General features: G+C 66.2%; 23 protein-coding genes and 1 riboswitch. Of the genes, 17 read left to right on the forward strand and 6 right to left on the reverse strand.

Features of this window, described 5'->3' with window-relative positions; translation table 11 throughout:
- Nucleotides 1–141: 141 nt before the first annotated feature.
- Together recJ and ACN0V4_RS03130 are read right to left on the reverse strand one after the other, a co-directional pair.
- On the reverse strand, nucleotides 142–1,884 hold the full coding sequence (gene recJ, locus ACN0V4_RS03125; protein WP_417673068.1) for a single-stranded-DNA-specific exonuclease RecJ: 1,743 nt from the start codon (nucleotides 1,882–1,884) through the stop codon (nucleotides 142–144).
- Nucleotides 1,885–1,995: 111 nt separating this feature from the next.
- Entirely contained in the window at nucleotides 1,996–2,742 is a 747-nt protein-coding gene (locus ACN0V4_RS03130; RefSeq protein WP_417673069.1) for a GntR family transcriptional regulator, read from the reverse strand.
- 237 nt (nucleotides 2,743–2,979) lie between these two features.
- On the opposite strand from ACN0V4_RS03130, the gene ACN0V4_RS03135 reads away from it, so the two are divergent.
- The 9 genes from ACN0V4_RS03135 (at nucleotide 2,980) to ACN0V4_RS03175 (ending at nucleotide 13,592) form a co-directional block, all read left to right on the forward strand.
- Nucleotides 2,980–3,750 carry a class II aldolase/adducin family protein gene (locus tag ACN0V4_RS03135; protein WP_417673070.1) on the forward strand — a complete coding sequence of 257 codons (771 nt, stop codon included), beginning with the start codon at nucleotides 2,980–2,982 and terminating at the stop codon, nucleotides 3,748–3,750.
- Nucleotides 3,751–3,755: 5 nt separating this feature from the next.
- The gene (locus tag ACN0V4_RS03140) at nucleotides 3,756–4,709 is read left to right on the forward strand and encodes an NAD(P)-dependent oxidoreductase (protein ID WP_417673071.1); all 954 of its coding nucleotides are present in this window, start codon (nucleotides 3,756–3,758) and stop codon (nucleotides 4,707–4,709) included.
- A gap of 64 nt (nucleotides 4,710–4,773) precedes the next feature.
- Nucleotides 4,774–6,402, forward strand: coding sequence for an amidohydrolase (locus ACN0V4_RS03145; RefSeq protein ID WP_417673072.1), 1,629 nt, complete (start codon nucleotides 4,774–4,776; stop codon nucleotides 6,400–6,402).
- Nucleotides 6,402–7,340, forward strand: a complete 939-nt coding sequence (locus tag ACN0V4_RS03150; protein WP_417673073.1) for an ABC transporter permease — start codon at nucleotides 6,402–6,404, stop codon at nucleotides 7,338–7,340. Before ACN0V4_RS03145 ends, ACN0V4_RS03150 begins: the two co-directional genes overlap by 1 nt.
- Nucleotides 7,337–8,257: an ABC transporter permease gene (locus ACN0V4_RS03155; protein WP_417673074.1), complete on the forward strand. Its 921-nt coding sequence runs from the start codon at nucleotides 7,337–7,339 to the stop codon at nucleotides 8,255–8,257. The genes ACN0V4_RS03150 and ACN0V4_RS03155 overlap by 4 nt, the downstream gene beginning before the upstream one ends.
- A gap of 61 nt (nucleotides 8,258–8,318) precedes the next feature.
- Entirely contained in the window at nucleotides 8,319–9,917 is a 1,599-nt protein-coding gene (locus ACN0V4_RS03160; RefSeq protein ID WP_417673075.1) for an ABC transporter substrate-binding protein, read from the forward strand.
- Between the two features lie 131 nt (nucleotides 9,918–10,048).
- Complete coding sequence (locus ACN0V4_RS03165; protein ID WP_417673076.1) at nucleotides 10,049–11,509, forward strand: amidohydrolase family protein; 1,461 nt, start codon at nucleotides 10,049–10,051, stop codon at nucleotides 11,507–11,509.
- Nucleotides 11,506–12,513 (forward strand): ABC transporter ATP-binding protein, encoded by a 1,008-nt coding sequence (locus tag ACN0V4_RS03170; RefSeq protein WP_417673077.1) that lies wholly within the window; start codon nucleotides 11,506–11,508, stop codon nucleotides 12,511–12,513. The genes ACN0V4_RS03165 and ACN0V4_RS03170 overlap by 4 nt, the downstream gene beginning before the upstream one ends.
- The gene (locus ACN0V4_RS03175; RefSeq protein WP_417673078.1) at nucleotides 12,510–13,592 is read left to right on the forward strand and encodes an ABC transporter ATP-binding protein; all 1,083 of its coding nucleotides are present in this window, start codon (nucleotides 12,510–12,512) and stop codon (nucleotides 13,590–13,592) included. The genes ACN0V4_RS03170 and ACN0V4_RS03175 overlap by 4 nt, the downstream gene beginning before the upstream one ends.
- A gap of 62 nt (nucleotides 13,593–13,654) precedes the next feature.
- Here ACN0V4_RS03175 and ACN0V4_RS03180 read toward each other — a convergent pair whose 3' ends face one another.
- Nucleotides 13,655–14,344 carry a GntR family transcriptional regulator gene (locus tag ACN0V4_RS03180; protein WP_417673079.1) on the reverse strand — a complete coding sequence of 230 codons (690 nt, stop codon included), beginning with the start codon at nucleotides 14,342–14,344 and terminating at the stop codon, nucleotides 13,655–13,657.
- 342 nt (nucleotides 14,345–14,686) lie between these two features.
- A riboswitch (TPP riboswitch) is annotated at nucleotides 14,687–14,781 on the forward strand.
- Nucleotides 14,782–14,843: 62 nt separating this feature from the next.
- On the opposite strand from ACN0V4_RS03180, the gene thiM reads away from it, so the two are divergent.
- The 4 genes from thiM to ACN0V4_RS03200 are packed head-to-tail and all read left to right on the forward strand — an operon-like array spanning nucleotide 14,844 to nucleotide 17,816.
- On the forward strand, nucleotides 14,844–15,632 hold the full coding sequence (gene thiM / locus ACN0V4_RS03185; RefSeq protein ID WP_417673080.1) for a hydroxyethylthiazole kinase: 789 nt from the start codon (nucleotides 14,844–14,846) through the stop codon (nucleotides 15,630–15,632).
- A complete protein-coding gene (gene thiE / locus ACN0V4_RS03190) occupies nucleotides 15,629–16,252 on the forward strand; it encodes a thiamine phosphate synthase (RefSeq protein WP_417673081.1) in 624 nt (207 codons plus the stop codon). The genes thiM and thiE overlap by 4 nt, the downstream gene beginning before the upstream one ends.
- Nucleotides 16,249–17,055: a bifunctional hydroxymethylpyrimidine kinase/phosphomethylpyrimidine kinase gene (gene thiD, locus ACN0V4_RS03195; protein ID WP_417673082.1), complete on the forward strand. Its 807-nt coding sequence runs from the start codon at nucleotides 16,249–16,251 to the stop codon at nucleotides 17,053–17,055. Before thiE ends, thiD begins: the two co-directional genes overlap by 4 nt.
- Nucleotides 17,052–17,816 carry a 3-oxoacyl-ACP reductase gene (locus tag ACN0V4_RS03200; protein ID WP_417673083.1) on the forward strand — a complete coding sequence of 255 codons (765 nt, stop codon included), beginning with the start codon at nucleotides 17,052–17,054 and terminating at the stop codon, nucleotides 17,814–17,816. Before thiD ends, ACN0V4_RS03200 begins: the two co-directional genes overlap by 4 nt.
- A 47-nt stretch (nucleotides 17,817–17,863) precedes the next feature.
- On the opposite strand, the gene ACN0V4_RS03205 is transcribed toward ACN0V4_RS03200, so the two are convergent.
- The 3 genes from ACN0V4_RS03205 to ACN0V4_RS03215 are packed head-to-tail and all read right to left on the reverse strand — an operon-like array spanning nucleotide 17,864 to nucleotide 19,968.
- Nucleotides 17,864–18,376 (reverse strand): Lrp/AsnC family transcriptional regulator, encoded by a 513-nt coding sequence (locus ACN0V4_RS03205; RefSeq protein WP_417673084.1) that lies wholly within the window; start codon nucleotides 18,374–18,376, stop codon nucleotides 17,864–17,866.
- The gene (locus tag ACN0V4_RS03210) at nucleotides 18,373–19,233 is read right to left on the reverse strand and encodes a VOC family protein (RefSeq protein ID WP_417673085.1); all 861 of its coding nucleotides are present in this window, start codon (nucleotides 19,231–19,233) and stop codon (nucleotides 18,373–18,375) included. Before ACN0V4_RS03210 ends, ACN0V4_RS03205 begins: the two co-directional genes overlap by 4 nt.
- Before the next feature lie 24 nt (nucleotides 19,234–19,257).
- The gene (locus ACN0V4_RS03215; protein ID WP_417673086.1) at nucleotides 19,258–19,968 is read right to left on the reverse strand and encodes an SDR family oxidoreductase; all 711 of its coding nucleotides are present in this window, start codon (nucleotides 19,966–19,968) and stop codon (nucleotides 19,258–19,260) included.
- Between the two features lie 192 nt (nucleotides 19,969–20,160).
- Here ACN0V4_RS03215 and ACN0V4_RS03220 point away from each other — a divergent pair, with 192 nt between their 5' ends.
- From ACN0V4_RS03220 to ACN0V4_RS03235, 4 genes are all read left to right on the forward strand, one after another.
- Nucleotides 20,161–21,753 (forward strand): ABC transporter substrate-binding protein, encoded by a 1,593-nt coding sequence (locus tag ACN0V4_RS03220; protein WP_417673087.1) that lies wholly within the window; start codon nucleotides 20,161–20,163, stop codon nucleotides 21,751–21,753.
- Between the two features lie 66 nt (nucleotides 21,754–21,819).
- Complete coding sequence (locus ACN0V4_RS03225) at nucleotides 21,820–22,809, forward strand: ABC transporter permease (protein WP_417673088.1); 990 nt, start codon at nucleotides 21,820–21,822, stop codon at nucleotides 22,807–22,809.
- Nucleotides 22,806–23,684 (forward strand): ABC transporter permease, encoded by an 879-nt coding sequence (locus ACN0V4_RS03230; protein ID WP_417673089.1) that lies wholly within the window; start codon nucleotides 22,806–22,808, stop codon nucleotides 23,682–23,684. Before ACN0V4_RS03225 ends, ACN0V4_RS03230 begins: the two co-directional genes overlap by 4 nt.
- Entirely contained in the window at nucleotides 23,681–25,324 is a 1,644-nt protein-coding gene (locus tag ACN0V4_RS03235; protein WP_417673090.1) for an ABC transporter ATP-binding protein, read from the forward strand. Before ACN0V4_RS03230 ends, ACN0V4_RS03235 begins: the two co-directional genes overlap by 4 nt.
- Nucleotides 25,325–25,333: the final 9 nt, after the last annotated feature.

Raw genomic sequence — 25,333 nt, forward strand, 5'->3', positions numbered from 1 at the left:
GGGAGTCGAACCCCTCTTTTCAGGTTGAAAACCTGACGTCCTAACCGATAGACGAACGGGCCACGCTGTGGTGAGCGGTTCTTTATGCAATCGCGCGGACCCCCGCAAGATAGAATCTGCGCGGGGGAACAGATTTTTCGCTCAGGCCTCGGCGGCGTCCTCGAGGCGGAGCTGAACGCTCTGCCGGCCGCCCCAGGTGTTGATCTCCAGCCGCCCGGCCAGGTGGAACCGGGCGCCGCCATGGGTCTCGAGCCGCGGGCCCAGATCGGTGTCGAAGGCGCCGAAGGCGATGGCGTCGAGCCGGCCCTCCATTCCATCCGACAGCGACAGTTTCAGGTGGCTGGCGCCGACCCGCTTGGCATAGCGAATCTGCATGTCGGGCAGGGCGAAGCGGGGGGCAGGGGCGCCGGCGCCATAGGGGCCCGCGCGCTCCAGCTCCTCGATCAGCGGCACATTGGCGGCGCCCGGCATCAGCAGGCCGTCGAGCTTGAGGTCGGCCGGCCCCAGGACGCCGGCGCCCTGCCGCTCCATCAGCTCTGCCAGCCGCGCCATGGCCGGTTCCAGCTGGTCGCGCGCCACCGTCAGCCCGGCCGCCATCTTGTGGCCACCGCCCTTGATCAGCAGCCCCTCGGTCGCCAGCCGGTGAATCGCGGCGCCCAGATCGATGCCCGAGACCGAGCGGCCCGAGCCCTTGCCCTCGTCGCCATCGAGGCCGATCACCACGGCGGGGCGATTGGCGGCCTCCTTCAGCCGCGAGGCGACGATGCCGACGACGCCCGGGTGCCAGCCTTCGCCGGCGGCCCAGACCAGCGGCGCGTCGAGCCCGCGTTCCTCGGCCTGTTCCATCGCGGCGGCGCGCACCGCCTCTTCGATCTCGCGCCGCTCGGTGTTGAGCTGGTCCAGCCGTTCGGCCAGCGCCTGCGCCTCGATCGGGTCCTCGGTGGCGAGCAGCCGGGCGCCCAGATCGGCCTTGCCGATGCGGCCGCCGGCATTGACGCGCGGCCCCAGCAGAAAGCCGAGGTGATAGGTATTGGGGGCGGCATCCATCCGCGCCACATCGGCCAGCGCCACCAGCCCGGGGCGCTGGCGCTGCGCCATCACCCGCAGGCCCTGGCGCACCAGCGCCCGGTTGGCGCCGATCAGCTGGGCGACATCGGCGACGGTCGCCAGTGCCACCAGATCCAGCATCGCCATCAGGTCGGGGCCGGGGGCCTGGCCGCCTTCGCGCAATTGCCGGCGCACCTCGACCAGCATCAGGAAGACCACGCCGGCGGCGCAGAGATAGCCCAGATCGCCATCCTCGTCCTGCCGGTTGGGGTTCACCACCGCCAGGGCGGGGGGCAGGGTCTCGCCCCCCAGGTGGTGGTCCAGCACGATGACATCGGCGCCCTTGGCCGCGGCGATCGGCTCGTGGCTCAGCGTGCCACAGTCGACGCAGACGATCAGATCGTGACGGGCGGCCAGATCGCGCATCGCGGGTTCGTTGGGGCCATAGCCTTCGTCGATCCGGTCGGGAATATAGAGTGTCGGGGTCAGCCCCATCTGCCTGAGCCAGATCAGCAGCAGCGCGGCAGAGCTGCCGCCGTCGACGTCGTAATCGGCGAAGATGGCGATCCGCTGGCGTCCGCGCACCGCGGCAACAAAGCGATGGGCGGCCTTTTCCATGTCGCGCAGGCGGCGGGGGTCGGGCAGCAGATCCTTAAGTTGGGGGGTCAGGAAACCCTGGGCCTCCTCCTGCGGCACGCCGCGGCGGGCCAGCACCTGGGCGACCGGGCGGGGCAGGCCGGTGATCTGGGCCATGGCCTCGGCGGCGCGGTCGGTCTCCACATCCGGCCCGATCCAGCGTCGCCCGGTCAAGGACCGTTCCACCCCCAGAAATGCCATATGTCCCGCCCTTCGTCCTGCCGTTTCGCGGCCGGTGCCGCAATCCTGCGCTGGATAGGACATTTCGCGCCGGGAGGGGAGGTCAAAATATCCCGCGCCGGTGCGGTGGCCTCAGCGCAGCAGGCGGCTGCGCTGGGTCTCGCTCAGCTTGTCGAGATTGTTCAGATCGAAAGCCCCGGTGCGGAACAGTTGCACCACGTGGATCTGGGCGTCTTGCAGATGTTCGCGCAGTTCGGCGCGCAGCCGGGCGGGATCGCGGGCGCGCAGCGCCTCGATCAGCGGGTCATGCGACCGGGCGATTTCCTCGGGGTCGTCATAGAGCTGGCCGACCAGGGCGATACCGGCCCGCATCTCGGCGGCGATCTGGTCGAACAGCCGCAGGATTCGGGAGTTTCCGCCCAATTCGCAGAGCATGCGGTGAAAGGCGAAATCCTGCACCACCTGTTCCTGGGTCTGGCCCTCGTCCGCCAGATCGTAGAGCTTTTGCACCTGCGCCTCGAGACGGTTGAAATCCGCCTCGGTCATGCGGGCGACAGCGGCGTCTGCGGCGTGCAGCTCCAGGCATTCGCGCAGGTCATAGACCTCTTTCAACTCGTCGGCGTCATAGGCGTGGACGAAGAAGCCGCGACGCGGATGGGACACGATAAGTCCCTGACTTTCCAGCAGCCTCAGGCCTTCACGCACCGGTGCGCGGGAGGTGCCGAGCTCGCGCGCCAGCCGGGCATCGGCAACTTTCTCGCCGGGGCGCAGCCGGCCGTCGCCAATGGCGCGCAGCACCTGATCCGCGACCCGGCTGGCCAGATCTGCGGGTTGCAGGGTTTCGAAAATCTGCTGCTCCGGGGATAGGTCTTCGCTCATTCCTGCCGTCACTCCTTGGATAAAACTGGCCCGCGCGGCGCCTCCTCTGCGCCCCGGCCAATACCTCTAACGTGGCTTTGCCCGTTTCGGGGGCAATAAATGGCTTGTCGTACGGTTTCCAGCAAATCTTGCTTTGCGTCGATTGTCGACAGTTGAAATGAAAAACTTGTCGTCCTAGCCTCGACTCACCGCGACAGAGTGCCGCTCCCCCCGGGGGCGGCAGGACAGGAGACAGGAATGGTACTGCAAGAGCGCATCTCTACCGCTCATCCTCAGGAACGTGTGGAACTTGCCGCCGCTTATCGGCTGATCGCCGAGTTCGGCATGGATGACAGCATTTTCACGCATATCTCGGCCAAGGCCCCGAAAAGCGAAGGGGATCATGCCTTTCTGATCAACCCCTACGGGCTGCGGTTCGACGAGGTGACCGCCGGAAATCTGGCTGTCATCGACATCAACGGTGATATTCTGAACGACCCCTACGGGGCGGGCATCAACAAGGCCGGTTTTACCATCCATTCGGCGATTCACGCGGCGCGGCCCGATGTCGCCTGCGTGCTGCATACCCATACGGTCGCCGGTGTGGCCGTCGCCTCGATGAAAGAGGGGTTGCTGCCGCTGAACCAGTGGTCGGCGCCCTTCTTCAACCGGCTGGCCTATCACGACTATGAGGGGATCGCGCTGAACCTCGAGGAGCGCGCCCGAATCGTCGCCGATCTCGGCGACAAATCGGCGATGATCCTGCGCAACCACGGGCTGCTGACCTGCGGCCGTTCCGTCGGCGAGGCGTTCCGGGCGATGATGGATCTGGAACGCGCCTGCCGGGCCCAGATCGCAGTGATGAGCAGCCGGCAGACGCCGAACCAGCTGTCCGACGAGCTGGCCGAACATACCGCGCGGCAGGAAGAGGGCTGGGCGGAGCAGCATCAGGCCGCCGGCAAACCGGACGCGGAATGGACCGCCTATCTGCGCCTGTGCAAGAAGCGCCATCCGGATTTCGATCAGTGATGGACATGTCCCGCAAACCCCTGATCCCGGTCGTCGCCCTGTCAGAGGTGTTCGATCTGGCCACCATCTTCGCGGATGACGGGCGGTCGGGGCTGCAAATCCTGCGTCCTGAACAGATCGACGATCCGGCCGCGGTCGAATTCGCCTTGGCCTGGCGACCGGCGGACGATGCTTTCGACGCCTTTCCCAATATCCGGCTGGTCTCCTCCATCGCCGCCGGGGTCGACAGCATCATCGCCTGCCCGTCGCTGCCTGAGACGGCGGTGGTCTCGCGCATCCGCGACGAGGCGCAGGCGCAGATGATGGCGGGATTCGCGGCCTGGAACGTGGTCTGGCATCATCGCCGGATCGGCGACTATGTGAAGAACCAGACGACCCGCACCTGGGAGCGCAGCTTTCGCCCCGCCCTGCCGGGGCAGGTGACGGTCGGGGTTCTGGGCTTTGGCCTGATGGGGCGGATGTGCGCCCGGGCGATCGCCGCGATGGGCTATCGCGTGCTGGCGGCGCGGCGTTCCACTGGTGCGGCCGAGGTCGAACCGGGGGTCGAGGTGATCTCGGGCCCCGCGGCACTGACCGAGGTCGCGGCGCAGGCGCAGATCCTGGTCAACGTGCTGCCGCTGACCGAGGAGACCCGCGATTTCCTCAACCGCGATTTCTTCGCGCGGATGCCCGAGGGCGCGAGCCTGGTGCAGATCGGCCGGGGCGAGCATCTGGTCGAGGCCGATTTCCTCGAGGCGCTCGATCAGGGGCGGATCGCCTCGGCGACGGTCGATGTCTTCCGGCAGGAACCCCTGTCGCCCGACCATCCGTTCTGGGCGCGTCCCGAAATCCTGATCACGCCGCACAAGGCCTCGGATTCCACCCGCGACGAGATCCTACGGCAACTGGCGGAAAACTGCATCGCGATCAGCGAGGGGCGCGCGCCGCCCGGCGCGGTCGATCTGACTGCGGGCTACTGAGGATGCCCGCCCAGGCCGGACATTCCGGACCCTCCCAGACATGCTTTCATCGAAAGGTTCGCACATGACCACCCCCACCCGCATTCTCACCAACGGCAAGATTTGGTGTGGCCTGAAGGAAGGCTTCGCCGAGGCGCTCGCCATCGAGGGCGACAAGGTGCTTGCCACCGGCACCGCTGACGAGATCGCCGCCCTGGCCGGGCCCGAGACCGATATCATCGACCTGGGCGGCAAATTCGCCGTTCCGGGGCTGAACGACGCGCATATGCACCTCTATCTTTACGGCCTGAACCTGCTGCAGGTGGACCTGCGGCCGCACGCCGGGGTGCGCAGCATTCAGGCGCTGCTGGATCGGGTGAAGGCGGCGGCCGAACAATTGCCGCCGGGTGCCTGGATCATCGGGCGCGGTTACGATCACGACAAGCTGACCGAACTGCGCCACCCCCATATGAAGGAACTGGACGCGGTCGCGCCGAACAACCCGGTGATGCTGTCGCGCGCCTGCGGCCATGCGGCGGTCGCCAACACGCTGGCGTTGCAGGCCGGCGGCATCGGGCACAATACGCCGCAACCCTATGGTGGCCATATCGGCCGTGACGATCAGGGTATGTTGAGCGGCCTGCTGCTGGAAAACGCCCGGGTGCCGGTGTCGCGCGCCCAGCCGCAGCCCACGGTGGACGATCTGGTCAACGCCATCGAACGCGGTGGTCAGGAACTCCTGAAACTCGGCGTCACCTCGGTGATGGAGGCCGCCATCGGCATGGGCATCGGCGAGGGCGAGCTTGACGCCTATATGAAGGCGAACGAGACCGGCCGCCTGCCGGTGCGTGTTGCCGGCACGCTGATGGGCGATCTGGAGCGCAACATTCTGGATTACGCCTATGGCAAGGGGCTGGTGACCGGGGTCGGCGACAACATGTTCCGCATCGGGCCGGTGAAGATCTTCACCGACGGCTCGATCGGCGGCTATTCCGCCTGGATGTCTGAGCCCTATTACAAGCAGCCCGACAATTACGGCGTGCCCTGTCTCAACCAGGAACAGACCGACGAGCTGGTGATGAAGGCCCACAAGATGGGCTATCAGATGGCGCCCCACGCCATCGGCGATGCGGCGATCGGCATGGTGCTTGCGGCCTATGAAAAGGCCTATGCCGCCGAGCCGGCCGAGGATCGCCGCCACCGGATCGAACATTGCGGCTGGCATACGCCGGCGCAGCTCGAACAGATGAAGGCGATGAAGGTGATCCCGGCGGGCCAGCCCTCGTTCCTCTATTTCTTCGGCGACGGCTATTTCATGTGCATGGGCCCGGACAAGCCGAAGAAGAGCTATCCGTTCAAGACCTGGCTCGAGTCCGGCCTGCATCCCTCGGGCTCGACCGACTGCCCGGTGACCGAGCCCGATCCGCTGCCCGCGCTCTATGGCATGATCGCGCGCAAGTCCGACACCGGCCAGTCGCTGGGCGAGGATGAACGGCTGAGCGTCGCCGAGGCGCTGCACTGCTATACCTATGAAAGCGCCTATGGCGTCCATGACGAGAAGATCAAGGGCCGGCTGGTCCCCGGACAGCTCGCCGATATCGCGGTCTTCGACACCAACTTCTTCGACGTGGACCCCGAGGCGATCCTCGACGCCAAATGTCAGATGACGATCCTCGGCGGTGAAGTCGTCTACAGCCGCGGAGACGCTGCCTGATGCTGCGCACCATCATCGACCGTCTGCTTCTGTCGATCCCGGTGCTCTTCGGGGTGCTGTTGTTCGGCTTCCTGCTGTTGCAGCTTGTCCCGGGCGATCCGGCCCGGGTGGTGGCGGGCCCTACCGCCACGCCCGAAGTGGTGGCCCAGATCCGCGAGGAGATGGGGCTCGACCGGCCGGTTCTGGTCCAGTTCTGGGCCTATATCGAGCGGATTGCCCACGGCGACATGGGGCGGTCGATGATCTCGAACAAGACGGTGACCGAGGAATTGGGCGCCGCCATCGGCCCGACGGTGGAACTGATGCTGGCCAGCCTGGTCTGGTCGGTGCCGATCGGCATCGCCATGGGCACGCTGGCCGCGGTGCTGCGCGGATCGCTCGCCGATCGGATGGTGATGGGGCTGTCGGTGGCGGGCGTGTCGCTGCCAATCTTCTTCATCAGCCTGCTGCTGATCCAGTACCTTGGCGTGGTCTGGCCGATCTTCCCCTTCATCGGCAGGCCGGGCCCCTGGTATACCGCCCAGGGCTTCATGGCGCTGTTCCTGCCGGCGCTGTCGCTGGGGCTGATCCTGATCGGCCCGGTGGCGCGGATGACCCGGTCGTCGGTGCTCGAGGTGCTCAAGCTTGACCATGTGCGCACCGCGCGGGCCAAGGGGCTGTCGGAAATCCGCGTGGTGTTGAAACACGGGCTCAGGAACGCGCTGATCCCGGTGATCACCCTGATCGGCCTGCAGGCGGGCTATCTGCTGGGCGGCGCCGTGGTGACCGAGACGATTTTTTCCTGGCCCGGCCTCGGCCGGCTGGTGGTGGGGGCGATCCTGTCGTCCGATTTCACCGTGGCGCAGGGGGCGGTTCTGCTCTTCGCGCTGGGGTTCATCACCATCAACCTGATCATCGACGTTCTCTATTCCATTCTTGATCCGAGGGTACGCAAATGACCTTGGCCGTGACCGATCCCGAAGACATCACCGCCGCGACCGAAGAGGGAACGGCCACCGCCGCGCCGCCGGCACGCGCTCATTGGTTCCGTCGTCTGCTGCGCGACCGCGCCGCGGCGCTGGCGCTGATCACCTTGACCGCGATCATCCTCGGCGCGCTCTTCGCCCCGCTTCTAGCGCCCTTCGATCCGGCGTCGAACTCGCGGTCTATCATGACGCCGCCGGCCTGGAGCGACATGGGCGAGGCCGACCATCTGCTGGGCACCGACGGGCAGGGGCGGGATATCCTGTCGCGGCTGCTCTATGGCACCCGGCTGACCCTGCTGATCGGCTTTGTCGCCGTCGGCATCGGAGGCGCCATCGGCTCGCTGATCGGGCTGCTGTCGGCCTTCTACGCCCGGCTGGACCCCTGGGTGATGCGGGGCATCGACGTCCTGCTGTCCTTCCCGGCCATCCTGCTGGGCCTCGCCCTGGTGGCGGTGATGGGGCAGGGGATCGTGCCGGTGATCATCGCGCTCGCGGTCTCCTCGGTGCCCGATTGCGCCCGGATCGCCCGCGGCATCGCCATCGGCGTGATGAAGCAGGAGTTCATCGAGGCCGGCCGCGCCGTGGGCCTGTCGGACCTCGCGCTTTTCAACCGCTATCTGCTGCGCAACTGCATCTCCTCGATCATGATCTTCATCTCGCTGCGCTTCGGCCAGATCGTGCTGATCGGCGCGACGCTGTCCTTCCTGGGGCTCGGAGCCCGGCCGCCGGCGGCCGAGCTTGGGATGATGGCCTCGCAGGGGCGGGAGTTCCTGCTGTTCGCGCCGCATATCGCGGTGATCCCCTCGGTTCTGATTTTCGTCATCGTGCTGTCGGCGAATGTCGCCGGCGATGCGCTGCGGGACGTGCTCGACCCGCGCCTGCAGGCCTGATCCGCGCGAGCGGGCCGGGCCAAACAATAAAACCAAACGACCAACAAGGAGACGACTTCACATGATTCCCTTCACCCAGACCTCCTTCCGCAGCCGGGTCCGGCTCGGGCTGGCGGCGCTTGTCACCGCCGTGGCCCTGCCCGCCGCCGCGCAGGAAGTCACCATCATCCGCGAGCTCGACTCGAACCACTACGATCCGCCCCGCACCGCCGCCCTTGCCGGCTCGGAAGTGCTGTTCATGCTGGCCGACACCATCGTGGGCCTGGCCGAGGACATGAAGACCATCGAACCCCTTCTGGCGTCGAGCTGGACGGTCTCGGACGATGGTCTGATCTATACTTTCAAGATCCGCGACGACGTCACCTTCTGCGACGGCAAGAAGATGACCGCCGATGACGTGGCCTATTCGCTGAACCGCTGGCTCGATCCGGAAACCAAGTCGCCGGTGAGTTGGCGGATGGGCGACGTCAAGTCGATCACCGCGCCGGATGCCACCACCGTGGTCTACGAGCTGAACGCGCCGCATTCCGAGCTGCTCTATCAACTGGCGCAGAGCTTCGGTTCGATCGTCGACAAGGATACGGTCGAGAAGCTCGGCAAGGATTTCGGCGTGACCGGCTTCAACGGCACCGGCCCGTTCTGCTGGGAAAGCTGGACGCCGCGCGACAAGATGGTGATGACCCGCCACGAGGATTATCACTGGGGTCCGGCGAACTATGAGAACAAGGGCCCCGCACAGGTCGAGAAGATCACCTGGCAGGTGGTGCCCGAGGCCGCGACCCGCACCGTTGCACTGATGACCGGTCAGGGCCAGATCAGCCCCTATGTGCCCTTCATCGGCGTCGACAAGCTGCGCAAGGCGCCGACCGTCACGGTGGTGGAATCGGACGAAGCCTTCTGGACCAACTACATCGGTTTCAAGATCGACAAGGAAGGGGTTGATGATCCGCGGGTCCGGCAGGCCATCAACTGGGCGGTCGATCAGGCCGCCATGGCCGAGGATCTGTTCTTCGGCGAGGTGCAGCCGGCTTATTCCTATGTCTCGAAAGGGGCACTGGATTACGATCCCAAGGTCGAACCCCTGCTGCAGAAATACGATCCTGAAAAGGCGGCGCAACTGCTGGACGAGGCGGGCTGGAAGCTGAACGCGGACGGCAAGCGCGAAAAGGACGGCAAGCTGCTGCAACCGGTGGTCTACTCCTTCACCGGCGCCTGGCAGCAGGTGGTGGAATCGGTTCAGGCCTATCTGCTGAAAGTCGGGATCGACATGCAGATCCAGCCGTTCGACGCAACTGTCGCCTGGGGCAAGCTGGCGACCCAGGAATTCGACATGTTCACCATGGGCTTCCCCTATATCTCGGCCGGGGACGCGCTGAACCTCTATTTCCGCTCGTCGAACATGCCGTCGCCGAACCGGATGAACTGGAACGATCCGGAAACCGATAAGCTGCTTTATGAAGGCTCCATCGCCGTCAGTGACGAGGTTCGGGCGAAGGATTACGGCATCGTGCAGGAGAAGGTGACCGAGGCCGCCGTCTGGCTGCCGATCTATCACAAGCCGATGCAGATCGCCTATTCGAAGAAGCTCAAGCCCTTCACCGCCCATAACATCTATGGGGCCGGTCTCTATAAGGGGCTGCAGATCGGCTATCTCGACTGATTGCCGTGACGTCCCCGGAGAGGATCCGGGGGCGTCCGAGACCTCAGACCGTGGCCGGCTTTCCCGGCCCGGTCCCGTCTGATCACCCGTCTCCCGACACCTCCAAGACCCACCCGAGGAGCGCGCCGCGCATGTCCGATACGCCCCAATCCCCCGTCACCGTGATCCGCAACGCCGCCTATATCGTGGCCTGGGACGATCTCGCCCAGAGCCATCGGTTGATCGAAAACCAGGATCTCGCCTTTGCCGGCGATCGAATCCTGCAGGTCGGCGGCCAATGGATCGGCCCCGTGACCGAGGAGATCGACGGTCGCGACCGGCTGGTCTGCCCCGGGCTGATCGACATCCATTCGCATCCCTCCTCCGAACCGATGAACAAGGGGATGCTGGACGAGCTGGGCTCGCCCGGCCTCAGGATGTCGTCGCTTTACGAATTCATGCCGCTGTTCCGCCCCGATCTGGTGGGCACCCATGCGGCATCCAAGGTCGCCTTCAGCGAATTGGCGCTGTCCGGGGTGACCACCATCGTCGATCTCTCCGTCGCCTATGAGGGCTGGGTCGATATCCTCGCCGCCTCGGGCCTGCGCGCCGTGGCCGCGCCGATGTATCGGTCTGCCCGTTGGTTCACCAAGACCGGCTATTCGGTAGACTATGACTGGGCCGCGGACGATGGTCGCGCCGCCATGGCCGAAGCGCTTGAGGTCATCGACACCGCCACCGCCCACCCCTCGGGGCGGCTGTCGGGGATGATCGCGCCCGCCCAGATCGACACCTGTTCCGCCGCGCTGATCCAGGACAGCTTCGCCGAGGCGCAGGCGCGCGGCATCCCGATGCAGATCCATGCCGCCCAGAGCATGGTCGAGTTCAACGAGATCACCGCCCGCCACGGTCGCACGCCGATCGAATGGCTCAATGACTTGGGCGTGCTGAAACCCGGGCTGATCATCGGCCACGGCATCTTTCTGAATGATCACCCCTGGGCCGGCTGGCCGGGGTCGAGCGATTTCACGCGGCTCGCCGCCTCGGGCGCGGCGGTGGCGCATTGCCCGACGGTGTTCCAGCGTCGTGGCGTCGCCATGCGCAGCTTCGGTCGTTATCTGCGCGGCGGCATCCCGATGGGGATCGGCACCGATACCTATCCCCACAACATGCTTGAGGAAATCCGCCACGCATTGATCAATTCGCGGCTGATGTCGGGCGATGTCTATGACATCCGCGCCGCCGACGCCTTCAACGCTGCCACCATCGGTGGCGCGGCGATCCTCGGGATGCCGGATATCGGCAAGCTCGCGCCGGGCATGAAGGCAGACCTCTTCCTCGCCGATACCAAACACCGGGCGATGCGGCCGCTGCGCGACCCGCTGAATTCGCTGATCTATGTCGCCGGCGAACGCGCCGTCACCGATACCTTCGTCGACGGCCGGGCGCTGGTGCGCGCGGGTGCCGCGCTGGCCTTCGACATCGACGCCGAGCTTGACGGGCTGGAGGCGGCGCAACGCCGCGCCGAGGCGCAGTTCCGCGAGCTGGATTTCCGCCATCGCAGCCATGATCAGGCCGCGCCCATCACCTATGCAAAAGGGAAAGACGCATGAGCCCCGCAAGCCAGGCCAAGGATGCCCCGCTGCTGGAGGTGAAAGACCTCCAGATCGAATTCAAGACCGAAGGCGGCGTGTTTCGCGCCGTCGACGGGGTCAGCTTCTCGGTCCGGCGCGGCGCGACCCTGGGCGTGGTGGGGGAAAGCGGTTGCGGCAAGTCGGTGACCTCGCTGGGCATCATGGGGCTGATCCCGACCCCGCCCGGCCGCTATGCCGGCGGCGAGGTGCTGTTCGAGGGGCGCGATCTGTTGAAAATGTCGGCGAAGGAACGTCGCGGCCTGCGCGGCAGCCGCATGGGGATGATCTTCCAGGAACCGATGACCTCGCTCAATCCGGTCTATACCATCGGCGACCAGATCATCGAAAGCCTGCGGGCGCATCGCCGGATCAGCCACAAGGAGGCGCGCGAGCGCGCCGTCGAACTGCTCGACCTGGTGCGGCTGCCGTCGCCGTCGAAACGGGTGGACGATTTCCCGCACCAGCTGTCCGGTGGGCAGCGGCAGCGGGTGATGATCGCGCTGGCGCTGGCCAATGACCCCGACCTGCTGATCGCCGATGAGCCGACCACCGCGCTCGATGTGACGATCCAGGCGCAGATCCTCGATCTGATGCGCGACCTGTCGGCCCGCACCGGCGCCGCCATCGTGCTGATCACCCATGACCTTGGCGTGGTGGCCGAGACCTGCGACGAGGTGGTGGTGATGTATGCCGGCAAGGTGGTCGAGCGCGCCTCGGCCCGCGATCTGTTCCAGGCGCCGATGCACCCCTATACGCTGGGGCTGATGGCCGCGGTGCCTCGGCTCGACGAAAAGGGCAGCCGGCTGGAGACCATCCCCGGATCGGTGCCGCCGCCCTGGGCGATGCCCAAGGGCTGCCGCTTCGCCTCGCGCTGCCCGCTGGCGACCCAGCAATGCCGCGCCGAACAACCGCCGCTGCGCGCGATCGACGGGGACCGGCTGGTCGCCTGCTGGCGTGCGCCCATCGAGGAGATCGCCGCATGAAACCCCTGGTTCTGGAAGTCAAAGGCCTGACCAAGCATTTCCCCTTGGGGGCGGGCATGTTCCGCAAGGCTGTGAATGTGGTGCAGGCGGTCTCGGATGTCTCCTTCACCGTCGCCGCCGGTGAAACGCTGGCGATCGTCGGCGAATCCGGTTGCGGCAAGTCCACCACCGGTCGCGCCGTCATGCGGCTGATCGAACCCACCGCCGGGTCGGTCAAGCTGGACGGCGAGGAGATCACCGAATTGTCCCCCGGCCGGTTGCAGGCGACCCGGCGCAACATGCAGATGGTGTTCCAGGATCCCTTCGGGTCGCTGAACCCGCGCATGACGGTGCGCGAGACGTTGATGGAGCCGATCCTGCTGCATGGCGTCGCCTCGGGCGAGCGGGCCAAGCATTGGGTCGACGAGCTGTTGAAGACGGTGGGCCTGGCGGAACATCACGCCGACCGTTATCCGCATGAATTCTCCGGCGGTCAGCGGCAGCGGATCTGCATCGCCCGCGCCCTGTCGACCCGGCCGCGGCTGATCGTCTGCGACGAACCGGTCTCGGCGCTCGACGTCTCGGTGCAGGCGCAGATCGTCAACCTGTTGCAGGATCTGCAGGCGCAGCTTGGGCTGGCCTATGTCTTCATCAGCCACGACCTGTCGGTGGTGCGCCATATCGCCGACCGGGTGGCGGTGATGTATCTGGGCCGGATCGTCGAACAGGCGCCGGCCGAGCAGCTCTTCGCCGATCCGCGCCATCCCTATACCCGTGCGCTGATCACCGCCGCGCCGCGCCCGGTGCCAGGGCTGCGTGCCGCGACCGAGGCGCCGGAGGGCGATGCGCCTTCGGCGCTGAACCCGCCATCGGGCTGTGCCTTCCATCCGCGTTGCCCGCTGGCGAGCGACATCTGCAAGCAGACCCGCCCCGAGCTGACGGCGGTGGGCGAGGGCGAGACGCTGGTCGCCTGCCATCACGCCGACGCGCCCGCACCGGTGGCGCTGGAACCGGCGCCGCCGGCCTCGGCCACGCTTGCCGCGCGGTTGTCGGTTCTGGCCGCCGCCCGTGCCGCGGCCGAGGTCGGGGCCGAGGGCTAGGGATCATCGGCGTCTCGCATCCTTCCCCCCGCCGGGGGGAGGAAAGACCCGCCTGAGGCCGCTCAGGCGGGGAGGCGGCGATCGCGGATCATCTGGATGACCCATGCGGTCGATTGTTCGATGTCGGTCCGGATGTGATCTTCGAGCAGATTGGCGTCGCCGCCCTGCAACGCGGCGAGAATGCGGGCGTGATTGTCGCGCCCGACGCCCACACTGCCATAATCGGGATAGATGACATTGAGATAGGAGCCCATTTTCAACCAGCAGGTTTCGATGATCTTCAGTAGGGCAGGCATATTGGCGGCCTCGTAGAGCCCGAAGTGGAACTGCCAGTTGAGCTGCATCAGCTTGGCATGTTCCTTCTCTTTGTCGGTCTTGGCGAATTGGCTGTTGATCTCGCTCAGCCGGTCGAAGTCCTTGGGGGCGAGATTGGGCATCGCCTCGCGCGCGGCCAGCCCTTCCAGGCGGATGCGGATCAGGGACAATTCGCGAATGCGGGGCTCGTCCAGGCTGGGCACGAAGACCGTGCCATTGGCGCCACTTTCCAGAACCCCCTCGGCCATCAGGTTGTAAAGCGCTTCGCGTGCCGGGGTCAGGCTGACGTTGAGCGCATTTGCAACCGCCCGAATCGTGAGCTTTTCGCCCGGCCGGAATCGCCCGTCCATCAGCGCGGAGCGCAGTTCCTCGCGCACAATGGCACCGAGCGTTTCCTTGCGGGCAACGGGGGCAATACTGTCAAGCGCCGACGACATGAAGACCTCAATAGTTGTGTTTTTGTTATGTCATACAATTAATGGTGTTCACAGGGAAAAGGCTTTGGCGGTCGACTGACCCGGCGTCCGCTGGCTTGCCGTCTCCCACGGTCGCAGGCGTGCAATCGGCCCGGACGCGGGCCGCCTGGAACCGGCGGGCGGGCGCGGTGATCCTGGTCGCGTGCCGCCGGGTGAGGGGACGAGCCGATCGAGATGCAGGGTAACCTCGGGCCCGACCGTCGGGCCGGCCCTCCCGATCTCCCAGACAGGTGGGCCGCCCGCCGTCTGCCGCCGGCGCGGAGTTGGCCCTGCTTGACATCTCCCCGTTGCGGGCGTTGATTGCGCCACAGACAGGGGCGTCCGTGCATGCGGGCTGAGAAGAACCCTCCGAACCTGAACCAGATCATGCTGGCGTAGGGAGTCTGCAAGCCGGTCAGCCGATCCCGCGCGGGATCTTGCGCCGTCTTCGCTCTCCTCGCCTGGGCACAAGGCGAGACGGATGGACGAGACCGGGCTATATCTGCGCGACATGCGGGCCGAGGCGCCGCTGATCCACAATATCACCAATTTCGTGGCGATGAATATCATGGCCAATGTGCTGTTGGCCGCTGGCGCCTCGCCCGCCATGGTCCATGCGCGGGAGGAGGCGGCGGAATTCGCCGCCTTGGCGCGGGCGCTGACGGTCAATATCGGCACCATTGATCCCGCCTGGGCCGAGGCGATGTTGGACTGCGCCGGAGTGATGGCCGATCTGGGGCGTCCCTGGGTCTTCGACCCGGTGGGGGTGGGGGCGACGCGGTTCCGTCAGGACCTGTCGGTCCGGCTGCTCGACCTGCGCCCAACCGTGGTGCGCGGCAATGCCTCGGAAATCTTGGCGCTGGCCGGGCTCGGTGGCGGTGGCCGTGGGGTTGACGCCGGCGACAGCGTCGCCGCGGCGGAAACGGCGGCGCGCGCTCTGGCGCTGCGGACCGGCTCGGTCGTCGCGGTGTCCGGCCCGGTCGATTTCGTCACCGACGGCAGCCGGGCGTTGCGGGTGGCGAATGGCCATGCGCTGATGCCAAAGGTCACGGCGCTGGGCTGTTCGCTGAACGGGGTGATCGCGGCCTTTTGCGTCGGTCACCCGGCACCTGAGGCGACTGCGGCGGCGCTGGCCTTCTACGGTCTGGCGGGAGAGGTCGCGGGGCAGGGCGCGCAGGGGCCGGGCAGCTTCCAGGTGGCCTTCCTCGATGCGCTGCACGCCCTGACGCCCGAGGCGGTGAGCGCGGGCGCGAAGGTGACCGTGGCATGATCGGGCGCACCATCGGGCCAGTCTATGTCGTCACCGACCCCGAGGGGCCGATCCCGGTGATCGACCAGGCGCGGGCCGCCGCCCGGGGCGGCGCCTGGGCGGTGCAACTGCGCGACAAGCATGCCTCGGATGCCGAGCTGCACGCGCTGGCCGTCGCCCTATTGCCCGAGATGGAGGCGTTCGGCGTGCGGCTGATCATCAACGACCGGCTGGAGGTGGCGCTGAGCGCCGGGGCGCATGGCCTCCATATCGGGCAGGGCGATGGCGATCCCCGGCTGGTCCGGCAACGGCTGGGGCCCGATCCGATCCTCGGGCTCTCCATCGAGACGGTGGCGCAGGCGGGTCATGTGCCGGCGGGGGTCGATTACATCGGTGCCGGCCCGGTGCGCGCCACCGCGACCAAGCCTGACCATGCCCTGCCCATCGGCATGGGGGGGCTGGCGCAGATCGTCGCCGCCGTCTCTGTGCCCACCGTTGCCATCGGCGGGCTCGGGCTGGGCGATGCGGCGGCGTTGCAAGCGGCGGGGGCGGTCGGGTTGGCGGGGGTCACCGCGGGGACCCGGGCCCCCGACCCGCAGGCCGCGACCCGTGCCCTTTTTGATGAATGGAGCCGCGCATGATCCCCAATATCCTTTCCATTGCCGGGTCCGACCCTTCGGGCGGGGCGGGCATCCAGGCCGATATCAAGGCGATTTCGGCCAATGGTGGCTATGCGATGGCGGCGCTGACTGCCTTGACGGCGCAGAACACCTGCGGGGTCAGCGCCGTCGATCCGGTGCGCCCCGAGATGATCCGCGACCAGATCGCGATGATCCGCCAGGACATCCGCATCGACGCGGTCAAGATCGGCATGTTGGGCTCCGCCCCGATCATCGCCGCCGTCGCCGGCGCGCTGGAAGGGTTGGACGCCCCCATCGTGCTCGACCCGGTGATGGTGGCGAAAAGCGGCGATCGCCTGCTGGCGGCCGAGGCGGTGGCGGCGCTGGGCCGGCTGCTGCCCCGGGCGCGGGTGATCACCCCGAACCTGCCCGAGGCCGCCGATCTGCTGGGCCGCCCCGAGGCCACCAATCGGGCCGAGATGGAGGAACAGGCGCGCGCGCTGCTGGCGCTGGGGCCTCAGGCGGTGCTGCTGAAGGGCGGGCATCTGGCGGCTGAGGACTGCCCCGATCTGCTGGTCGAGGGAGAGGTCTGCCATTGGATCACCGGGCCGCGCCATGCCACCGCCAACACCCATGGCACCGGCTGCACCCTGTCGTCGGCACTGGCCTGCTGGCTGGGGCACGGCCTGCCGCTGGTGCAGGCGGTCGAGCGCGCCAAGGCCTATGTCGCCGGCGCCATCGCTGCGGCTGACCAATTGCAGGTGGGCCATGGCCATGGCCCCACCAATCACTTCTTCACTCTCGCCGAAAGGGCCGAGCCATGATCAAACCGCTTCAGGACCAGACCGTCCTTGTCACCGGCGCCGGCCGCGGCCTTGGCGCCGCGATCGCCCGTGCCTTTGCGCGCGAAGGCGCCCGGGTCGCCATCAACTATCGCAACAGCGACGCCGCCGCCCGGGCGCTGGCCGAGGAACTGGGGCCGCGCGCCCAGGCTTTCCGCGCCGATGTCACCCGGCCGGAAGAGGTCGCCGGGATGGTCGCGGCGATCACCGACAGCCTTGGGGCGCCGGACGTGCTGGTGCATAACGCGCTGGCCGATTTCTCCTTCAACGGCGAGGCGCGCGCGCATCTCGACCAGTTGAGCTGGGCTGAGATCGCGCGGCAGACCGAAACCGCTGTCGGCGGGGCGCTCAACTGCCTGCAGGCGCTGCGCGGTCACTTCGCGGCGCAGGCCTATGGGCGGGTTGTCACCATCGGCACCAATCTGGTGCAAAACCCGGTGGTGCCCTATCACGATTACACCACCGCCAAGGCGGCGCTGCTGGGCTTTACCCGCACCGCCGCGAAGGAACTGGGGCCCCTGGGCGTAACGGTCAACATGGTGTCGGGCGGGCTGCTGCGCACCACTGACGCCAGCGCCGCCACGCCCGAGGCGGTTTTCGACATCATCGCCAGCCAGACGCCGCTGGGGCAGGTGACGACGCCGCAGGAATTGGCCGATGCGGTGCTGTTCTTCGCCTCGCCCTGGGCACGGGCGGTCACCGGGCAGAACCTGGTGGTCGATGGTGGGCTGGTCTTCGACTGAGGCTTGCCGGAAACGGGCCGGGACCATAGGCGCCCCGGCCCGTCACCTTACAGATATTTGGTCGGGATGACGGTGGTGAACTTCAGTTCCTCCATCGAAATCATCGAATTGACCTGGCTGAAATCCAGTCGCTCGATCATCCGCTTGTAGACCGCGTCATAGGTCGCCATGTCCGGCACCACGACCTTGAGGATGTAATCCACCGTCCCGGTCAGCCGATAGGCTTCGAGGATTTCCGGGATCTCGTCGATCAGCGCCCGGAACCGGTTCAGCCAGTCGATTTCGTGCCGGGGGGTGCTGACGCCGATGAAGACGGTCAGCGGCACATTGGCGCGGTTCTGGTCGACCAGAGCGACACGCCGCTTGATCAGCCCGGCCTCCTCCATCCGCTTGATGCGGCGCCAGCACGGGGTGGCCGACAGCCCCACCGCCTCGGAAATCGCCTGGATCGGAGTGTCGCTGTCCTGCTGCAACATCTCCAGGATACGCTGGTCGATCTCGTCGAAGGTGATGCTCTCGGCCGGTTTGGTGCCGGTCTTGCGGGGCTTCGGATCTGTCATGTGGGGACGAATTCCACGATGACGCCGGCGGCATGTTCCGGTCCGGCGGCGATGCCGGCGGCGGTCTTCAAGGGCGTGATGCCGGCCTTGTCCAGACAGGCCTTGGCCGCCTCGATGTCGGCGACCTTGATGCGCAGGGCGGTCAGCGCGCCGCGGGTGGTCGCCGCCAGATCGGCACCCGGATAGGTCTCGGCCATCTTCGCCGGGCTCATCAGCACGAGCGGCGCCGACTTGTCGCCGGTGGTGACGGTGAAGACCCCGTCAGCCTCGGTGACCGCACCCTTGGCCCAGAGCCGGGCAAAGCCCGCCGCATCCTCGGCCGGGGTATCGGACATCGCCAGGATGGCGCCCAGGCCGCAGGCGGTGTTGGCATGGGTCAGCAGTTCGGGGATCCAGACGGTGTCGCGGGTCTTGTGCTCGCACATGAAGACCATGCCCAGCGGCACCTGGTCGGCGGTGAAGGAGACGGTCGAGAAGGCGGCGACGCCTTCGCTGCCGTCGGGCAGCGGCACCGGACGCGAGAAGCTGCCAAGCCCTTCGGTGGTGATCCCCAGATCGGCCAGCGCCTTGGCGGCGGCCTCGGCATCGTCGATGCGGCAGGCGATGGCATGCAGCCCCTGGCCGACCCGCTCCAGCGTGGCGCGGCGTGCGGCGTTCAGCTCGGTCGGTTTCAGGATGCCCAGCAGTTCGAAATAATCCTGCGGGAACATGATGGTGTAATTCGCCGTCCCCTTGGATTCCGAATGGGTGCCGCGCGGCGACAGGGTGAAGCCGAGCGCGGCGAATTGTTTGGCGGCATCATCAAGATCGTTAACGAGCGCGAAGCAGTGATCAATACCTTTGACCGGATGGGTCATGTGATGTCTCCTGTTGGGGCAGGCTCAGCGGCGGACCGGAGCCAGGACGATTTCGTGGACGGCGACATTGGGATTCATCCGCGCCACGTAGAGCGCGGTTTCGGCCATGTCCTCGGGCTGGATCATCGCGGGCAGGCGGGCGGAATCGAAGCCCGGACGTCGGGTCAGCAGCGGCGTCGCCACCTCGGCCGGGCAAAGCGCGGTCGATCGGATGCCGTTCACCCCCTCCTGATCGTTCAGGCTGGCCGACAGATCGCTCAGCGCGTGTTTCGAGGCGCCATAGGCCACGCCCCCCACGGCGGAATGGAACCGGCCGGCCCAGCTCGAGGTATGGATCATGATGCCGTCCTGCTGGGCGCGCATCGCCGGCAGGCAGGCGGCGATCACGTTCAGCGCGCCGGTGACGTTGATCTCAAAGACCTTGTCCCAGCTTTCCCAGTCCAAATCTTCCCAGCGGCGCTTGGGAATGTTGAGCCCGGCGTTGTTGCATAGCACATGCAGGCCGCCGCCCCAGGCGACGATTTCCTGCGCCGCCGCGGCCATGCCGGTCCGGTCGGTCACATCGCCCGGCACGATCAGCGATTGCGCCGCCTCGGGCAGCGAGGCTGCGACCTCTTCCAGATTGTCACGAGTGCGGCCGGTCAAGGCCACGCCATAGCCCGCACTGGCGAAGGTCCGCGCCATCGCGGCCCCGATTCCAGAGCCCGCGCCGGTGATCCAAACAATCTTTTTCAAGTGAAAACTCCCTTGATCCCCCTGATGTTTTGAATTTGTATCCCAATTAATGATCTCTTCCTAGTTGAATTTTCTAATTAGGAACAGAATTTTGGTATTCCGTGTTGACATCACTTGTTCGTGCGTCGCACTTTACCTACGCACCAAGGGACAAGGCCCTGCGGGGTGTGAACCGACCGGGAGAAACCAGACATGAAGCAAAATCTCAGAGCACTGGGCCTCGCCCTGGCGACGGCGGGGGTAGTTGGCTCCGCTGCGACCATGGCACAGGCCGAGGATGTGCAAAAGGGTGGCACCGCAGTCATCCACATGATTTCCGAACAGCGCATCCTGAACCCCGCGCTGCGGGCCTCGACCGGGGTCTACAATATCACCGGCAAGATCATGGAGCCGCTGATCGACAAGTCCTATGAGGGCTATGTGCCGGTGCTGGCGACCGAGTGGTCTTCCACCGACGACGGTCTGCACATCACCCTCAAGCTGCGCGAAGGCGTGAACTGGCATGATGGCAAGCCCTTCACCTGCGACGACGTGGCCTTCAGCGCCATCGAGCTGTGGAAGAAGCTGCTGAACTATTCCTCGGCGCTGCAGGCCAATCTGGAGACGGTCGACTGCCCCGATCCGCATACCGCCGTCTTCAACTATTCCAAGCCGATGCCGATGGAGCTGTTCCTGGCGGCGATGCCCGATCTCGGCCATCCGGTGCCCAAGCATCTCTATGAGGGCACCGACATCCTGAAGAACAAGTACAACACCGCTCCCGTTGGCACCGGCCCCTTCAAGTTCGTCGAATACGAACGCGGCCAATATGTCATGGCGGTGAAGAACGAGGATTACTGGCGCAAGGGCTATCCCTATCTGGACCGGATCGTCTGGCGCTTCATCAAGGACAAATCCGCCGCCGCTGCGGCTCTGGAAGCGGGCGAGGTGCAGGAGTCGGGCTTTATCGGCGTGTCGATGGCCGATGTCGAACGGCTGTCCAAGGACGACCGCTTTGACGTGGGCACCCAGGGTTATGAGAACAACGTCGCCCATTCGACCGTCGAGTTCAACCACCGCAACCCGATCCTGGCCGACCTGAAGGTGCGTCAGGCGATGTATCACGGTCTCGACATCGACTATGCGATCAAGACCATCATGCGCGGCTATGCCAAGCCGGGCCGGGGTCCGATCCCCAGCGCGGATACCGCCAATTACACCGATGACGTGCCGACCTATGCCTATGATCCGGAACTGGCCAAGAAGATGCTCGACGAGGCCGGCTATCCGGTGAAGGAGGACGGCTATCGCTTCCACCTGCGCCACCGTCCGGCGCCCTGGGGCGAATACACCCAGCTCTGGGCCGAATATTACGCCCAGGCGATGAAGGAGATCGGCATCGACGTCGAGATCCTGACCAACGACGCTCCGGGCTTTCTGAACGGCGTCTATCGCGACCATGATTTCGACACCGCCAACGGCTGGCACCAGTTCCGCTCCGACCCGGCCGTGTCGACCATGGTCTGGCTGCGCTCGGGTCAGCCGGAAGGCACCCCCTGGACCAACCAGTTCGGCTGGAAGGATGAGGTGATGGACCAGATGATCGACGACGCCGCCTCTGAGCTTGATCCCGCGAAGCGCGCCGAGATGTATCACGCCATCCAGCGCCGCGAGATGGAAGAGCTGCCGGTGATCTTCGCCATCGAGCATCCCTTCATCTCGGTCACCTCGAAGAAGCTGCACAACCACCACAACACCCCGCGGTGGAACTCCTCGAGCTGGTACGACCTCTGGATCGAACAGTAACCTGACCCTGCGGACGGGCACCCCGGTGGTGCCCGTCCTTTCTGTCCCGCGAAGGACCGCCCTCCCATGAAAATCCCCCTCCCTCCGATCCTGATCTATGCGCTGCGCCGCCTGCTGCAGGCCGTGCCCGTGATCATCCTGATCATGATCGGCACCTTCCTGCTGTTGAAACTCGCCCCCGGCGACACCGTCGATGCGCTGGTCGGCGACATGGGTGGCGCCGATGCCGCCTTCATCGCGCGGCTGCGCGCCGAATACGGGCTCGATCAACCGATCTGGGTGCAGCTCTGGCGGTATATGGCCAAGCTCGCGACCTTCGATTTCGGCTGGTCCTTCGTCTATGAACAACCGGTCTCGACCGTCCTGCTGGACCGGCTCGGCACCACGCTGATGCTGATGGCGACCTCGCTCAGCATCGCCTTCACCGCCGGCGTCGTGCTGGGCGCCATCGCCGCCCGCCGGGTCTATTCGGCGACCGACAATATCATCTCGATCCTCGGGCTGGTGTTCTATGCCACCCCGTCGTTCTTCCTGTCGCTGATGATGATGCTGCTGTTCTCGGTCAAACTGGGCTGGCTGCCGGTCGGCGGCATCAAGACCGTCGCCGGTTTCTATACCGGCTGGGACCATGTGGTCGATGTCGCCAGGCATCTGGTCATGCCCACCGCCGCGCTGTCGCTGATCTATCTCTCCTTCTACCTGCGGCTGATGCGCGCCTCGGTGCTCGAGGTGGCGGATCTGGATTACGTCCGCACCGCCCGCGCCAAGGGGGCAGGGGAGGTGCGGCTGATGATCCATCACATCATGCGCAACGCGCTCTTGCCGGTGGTGACGCTGCTGGGCCTGCAATTCTCCACCGTTCTCGGCGGCTCCGTCGTGGTCGAGACCATCTTCACCCTGCCGGGGCTGGGGCAGCTTGCCTATCAGTCTGTGGTGCAACGCGACATGAACACGCTGATGGGGATCATCTTCCTCTGCGCCCTGATCGTCGTCGTCGTGAATTTCCTCACCGACCTGCTCTATGCACGTCTCGACAGCCGGATCGAACTCGCATGACCTCGCTCGACACCGATCTCTCCCCCGCCGAGCCGCCCCGGCTGGTGGTATTCTGGCGCCGCTACCGGCGCAACCGTGCGGCCCTGCTGGGGCTCGTCATCTTCGCCGTCGTCGTGCTGATGGCGCTGACCGCAGGTCTTGTCGATCCCGGCGACCCGCTGCGCCGCGCCGGCGCGCCGCTGACGCCGCCCTTCGTCGACTGGGCGACGCCGCTGGGCACCGACCAGCTTGGCCGTGACGTGCTGTCCGGCGTGTTCTATGGCGCCCGCATCTCGCTTCTGATCGGGGTGGTCGCCACCCTGGTCGCGATCGCCATCGGTGTCGTCATCGGCGCGCTTGCCGGCTATTTCGGCGGCTGGGTCGATGACCTGCTGATGCGGGTGACCGAGGCGTTCCAGACCATCCCGAACTTCGTGCTGCTGTTGACGCTGGTGGCGATCATGGGGTCGAAGATCGAATGGATCACCCTGGCCATCGGCATCGTCAGCTGGACCGCACCCGCCCGCATGGTCCGGGCCGAGTTCATGTCGCTCAGGGGCCGCGAATTCGTCGATGCGGCGCGCAACCTCGGGGTGTCGAACACCGCCATCATCTTCAAGGAAATCCTGCCCAACGCGCTGCCGCCCATCGTGGTCTATGCCTCGGTGATCATGGCGCTGTCGATCCTGCTGGAAAGCGCGCTGGCCTTCCTGGCGCTGGGCGATCCCAACTATGCCAGCTGGGGCAACATGATCGGCCAGGGTCGCGCTGTGCTGCGCTCCGCCCCTTACTGCGCCGTCATCCCCGGCATCGCCATCGTCCTGACCGTGCTCTCCTTCTCGCTGCTGGGCGAGGGGCTGAATGACGCGCTGAACCCGAGGCAGAAGAAACAATGACCGACACGCCTCCCATCCTGCAAATCCGCGACCTCAAGATCGCCCTGCCCAAGGGGGCCGACCGCCCCTTTGCGCTGGAAGGGCTCGACCTGACCATCGAACCGGGCGAGATCGTCTGCCTCGTCGGTGAATCCGGCTCCGGCAAGTCGCTTTGTGCCGGTGCCATCATGCGGCTCTTGCCGGAACCCCATGTCCATGTCGCCGGCGGCGCCATCCGCTTCATGGGCCAGGAGCTTCTGGGCAAGACCGAAACCGAGATGCGGGCGATCCGCGGCGAGGATATCGCCATGATTTTCCAGGAGCCGATGACCGCGCTCAACCCGCAGAAAACCGTGGGTTGGCAGCTCGACGAGGTGCTGCGGCTGCACACCAGGATGAACCGCGCCGAACGCAGGGCCCGCGCCATCGAGATGCTGGAACGCGTGCATATCCCCGATCCGGCCTCGGCCTATAACGCCTATCCGCACCAGGTGTCTGGCGGGCAGCGGCAGCGGGTGGTGATCGCCATGGCGCTGATGCTGTCGCCGAAGCTGATCATCGCCGACGAGCCGACCACCGCGCTCGACGTGACCACCCAGTTGCAGATCCTCAAGCTGATCCGCGAGCTGCAGGAGCAGGAGGGCGCGGGCGTTCTCTTCATCACCCACGACTTCGGTGTGGTGGCCGAGATCGCCGACAAGGTCGCGGTCCTGTGCAAGGGCGAGATGGTCGAACAGGGCCCGGCGTCAGAGGTGCTGAACAACCCGCAGCACGCCTATACCCGCGCCCTGATCGGGGCGGTGCCGGCGCTGACGCCGCCACCGGTGAAACCCGTCACCCAGGCGCCGGTGGTGCTGAAGGGCACCGGGCTGAAAAAGACCTTCGCCGCGCGCGGCGGTCTGCTGTCGGGCAAGCGCAAGGCGGTTGTCGCGGTCAAGGATCTGACCTTTCAGTTGCACCGGGGCGAAACGCTCGGCGTGGTGGGGGAATCCGGGTCGGGCAAGACCACGGTGTCGCGCATCGTTACCCGCCTGCTGGAATGCGATGCCGGCAAGGTGGAACTGGACGGCAAGGATCTGCTGGCCTGTTCGCCGCGGGAGCTGCGCGCGATGCGCAAGCATATCCAGATGGTGTTCCAGGATCCGATGGCCTCGCTCAACCCGCGCAAGCGGGTGGTCGATCTGATCGCCCAGGGGCCGATCGTCCATGGCACCGATCCCGACAAGGCGCGCGCCGATGCCCGCCGCCTGCTGGAACTGGTCGAACTGTCGCCCGCCGCCGCCACCCGTTTCCCGCATGAATTCTCGGGCGGGCAGCGGCAGCGGATCGGCATCGCCCGGGCGCTCGCGCTTGAACCGAAGGTGATCGTGGCGGATGAACCCGTCTCGGCGCTCGACGTTTCGGTGCAGGCGCAGGTGCTGAAATTGCTGGCCGATCTGCGCGACCGGCTGAACCTGTCGCTGTTGTTCGTCACCCACGATCTGCGGGTCGCGGCGCAGCTTTGCGACCGGATCATCGTCATGCAGAAGGGCGAGATCGTCGAAAGCGGGCTGACGGCCGAGGTCTTCGCCAATCCGCAGCACCCCTATACGCAGAATTTGCTGTCTTCCATCCCCGGACGCGACTGGACTCCTCCATCGTTCCGCACGGATGCCGCCTGAGGTTTGTAC

Origin of the sequence: Pseudodonghicola sp. (assembly GCF_048268305.1) — a bacterium.
Lineage (GTDB): Bacteria > Pseudomonadota > Alphaproteobacteria > Rhodobacterales > Rhodobacteraceae > Pseudodonghicola.

What these genes read in the sequence shown, in the direction of transcription:
- ACN0V4_RS03200 (WP_417673083.1), top strand. Translation starts at nt 17,052, where the DNA reads ATGATCAAACCGCTTCAGGACCAGACCGTCCTTGTCACCGGCGCCGGC.
- ACN0V4_RS03130 (WP_417673069.1), bottom strand. Translation starts at nt 2,742, where the DNA reads ATGAGCGAAGACCTATCCCCGGAGCAGCAGATTTTCGAAACCCTGCAA.
- ACN0V4_RS03140 (WP_417673071.1), top strand. Translation starts at nt 3,756, where the DNA reads ATGTCCCGCAAACCCCTGATCCCGGTCGTCGCCCTGTCAGAGGTGTTC.
- ACN0V4_RS03230 (WP_417673089.1), top strand. Translation starts at nt 22,806, where the DNA reads ATGACCTCGCTCGACACCGATCTCTCCCCCGCCGAGCCGCCCCGGCTG.
- ACN0V4_RS03170 (WP_417673077.1), top strand. Translation starts at nt 11,506, where the DNA reads ATGAGCCCCGCAAGCCAGGCCAAGGATGCCCCGCTGCTGGAGGTGAAA.
- ACN0V4_RS03180 (WP_417673079.1), bottom strand. Translation starts at nt 14,344, where the DNA reads ATGTCGTCGGCGCTTGACAGTATTGCCCCCGTTGCCCGCAAGGAAACG.
- ACN0V4_RS03155 (WP_417673074.1), top strand. Translation starts at nt 7,337, where the DNA reads ATGACCTTGGCCGTGACCGATCCCGAAGACATCACCGCCGCGACCGAA.
- recJ (WP_417673068.1), bottom strand. Translation starts at nt 1,884, where the DNA reads ATGGCATTTCTGGGGGTGGAACGGTCCTTGACCGGGCGACGCTGGATC.
- thiM (WP_417673080.1), top strand. Translation starts at nt 14,844, where the DNA reads ATGGACGAGACCGGGCTATATCTGCGCGACATGCGGGCCGAGGCGCCG.
- ACN0V4_RS03210 (WP_417673085.1), bottom strand. Translation starts at nt 19,233, where the DNA reads ATGACCCATCCGGTCAAAGGTATTGATCACTGCTTCGCGCTCGTTAAC.
- ACN0V4_RS03135 (WP_417673070.1), top strand. Translation starts at nt 2,980, where the DNA reads ATGGTACTGCAAGAGCGCATCTCTACCGCTCATCCTCAGGAACGTGTG.
- ACN0V4_RS03225 (WP_417673088.1), top strand. Translation starts at nt 21,820, where the DNA reads ATGAAAATCCCCCTCCCTCCGATCCTGATCTATGCGCTGCGCCGCCTG.
- ACN0V4_RS03205 (WP_417673084.1), bottom strand. Translation starts at nt 18,376, where the DNA reads ATGACAGATCCGAAGCCCCGCAAGACCGGCACCAAACCGGCCGAGAGC.
- ACN0V4_RS03175 (WP_417673078.1), top strand. Translation starts at nt 12,510, where the DNA reads ATGAAACCCCTGGTTCTGGAAGTCAAAGGCCTGACCAAGCATTTCCCC.
- ACN0V4_RS03235 (WP_417673090.1), top strand. Translation starts at nt 23,681, where the DNA reads ATGACCGACACGCCTCCCATCCTGCAAATCCGCGACCTCAAGATCGCC.
- ACN0V4_RS03160 (WP_417673075.1), top strand. Translation starts at nt 8,319, where the DNA reads ATGATTCCCTTCACCCAGACCTCCTTCCGCAGCCGGGTCCGGCTCGGG.
- ACN0V4_RS03150 (WP_417673073.1), top strand. Translation starts at nt 6,402, where the DNA reads ATGCTGCGCACCATCATCGACCGTCTGCTTCTGTCGATCCCGGTGCTC.
- ACN0V4_RS03165 (WP_417673076.1), top strand. Translation starts at nt 10,049, where the DNA reads ATGTCCGATACGCCCCAATCCCCCGTCACCGTGATCCGCAACGCCGCC.
- ACN0V4_RS03145 (WP_417673072.1), top strand. Translation starts at nt 4,774, where the DNA reads ATGACCACCCCCACCCGCATTCTCACCAACGGCAAGATTTGGTGTGGC.
- ACN0V4_RS03220 (WP_417673087.1), top strand. Translation starts at nt 20,161, where the DNA reads ATGAAGCAAAATCTCAGAGCACTGGGCCTCGCCCTGGCGACGGCGGGG.
- thiE (WP_417673081.1), top strand. Translation starts at nt 15,629, where the DNA reads ATGATCGGGCGCACCATCGGGCCAGTCTATGTCGTCACCGACCCCGAG.
- thiD (WP_417673082.1), top strand. Translation starts at nt 16,249, where the DNA reads ATGATCCCCAATATCCTTTCCATTGCCGGGTCCGACCCTTCGGGCGGG.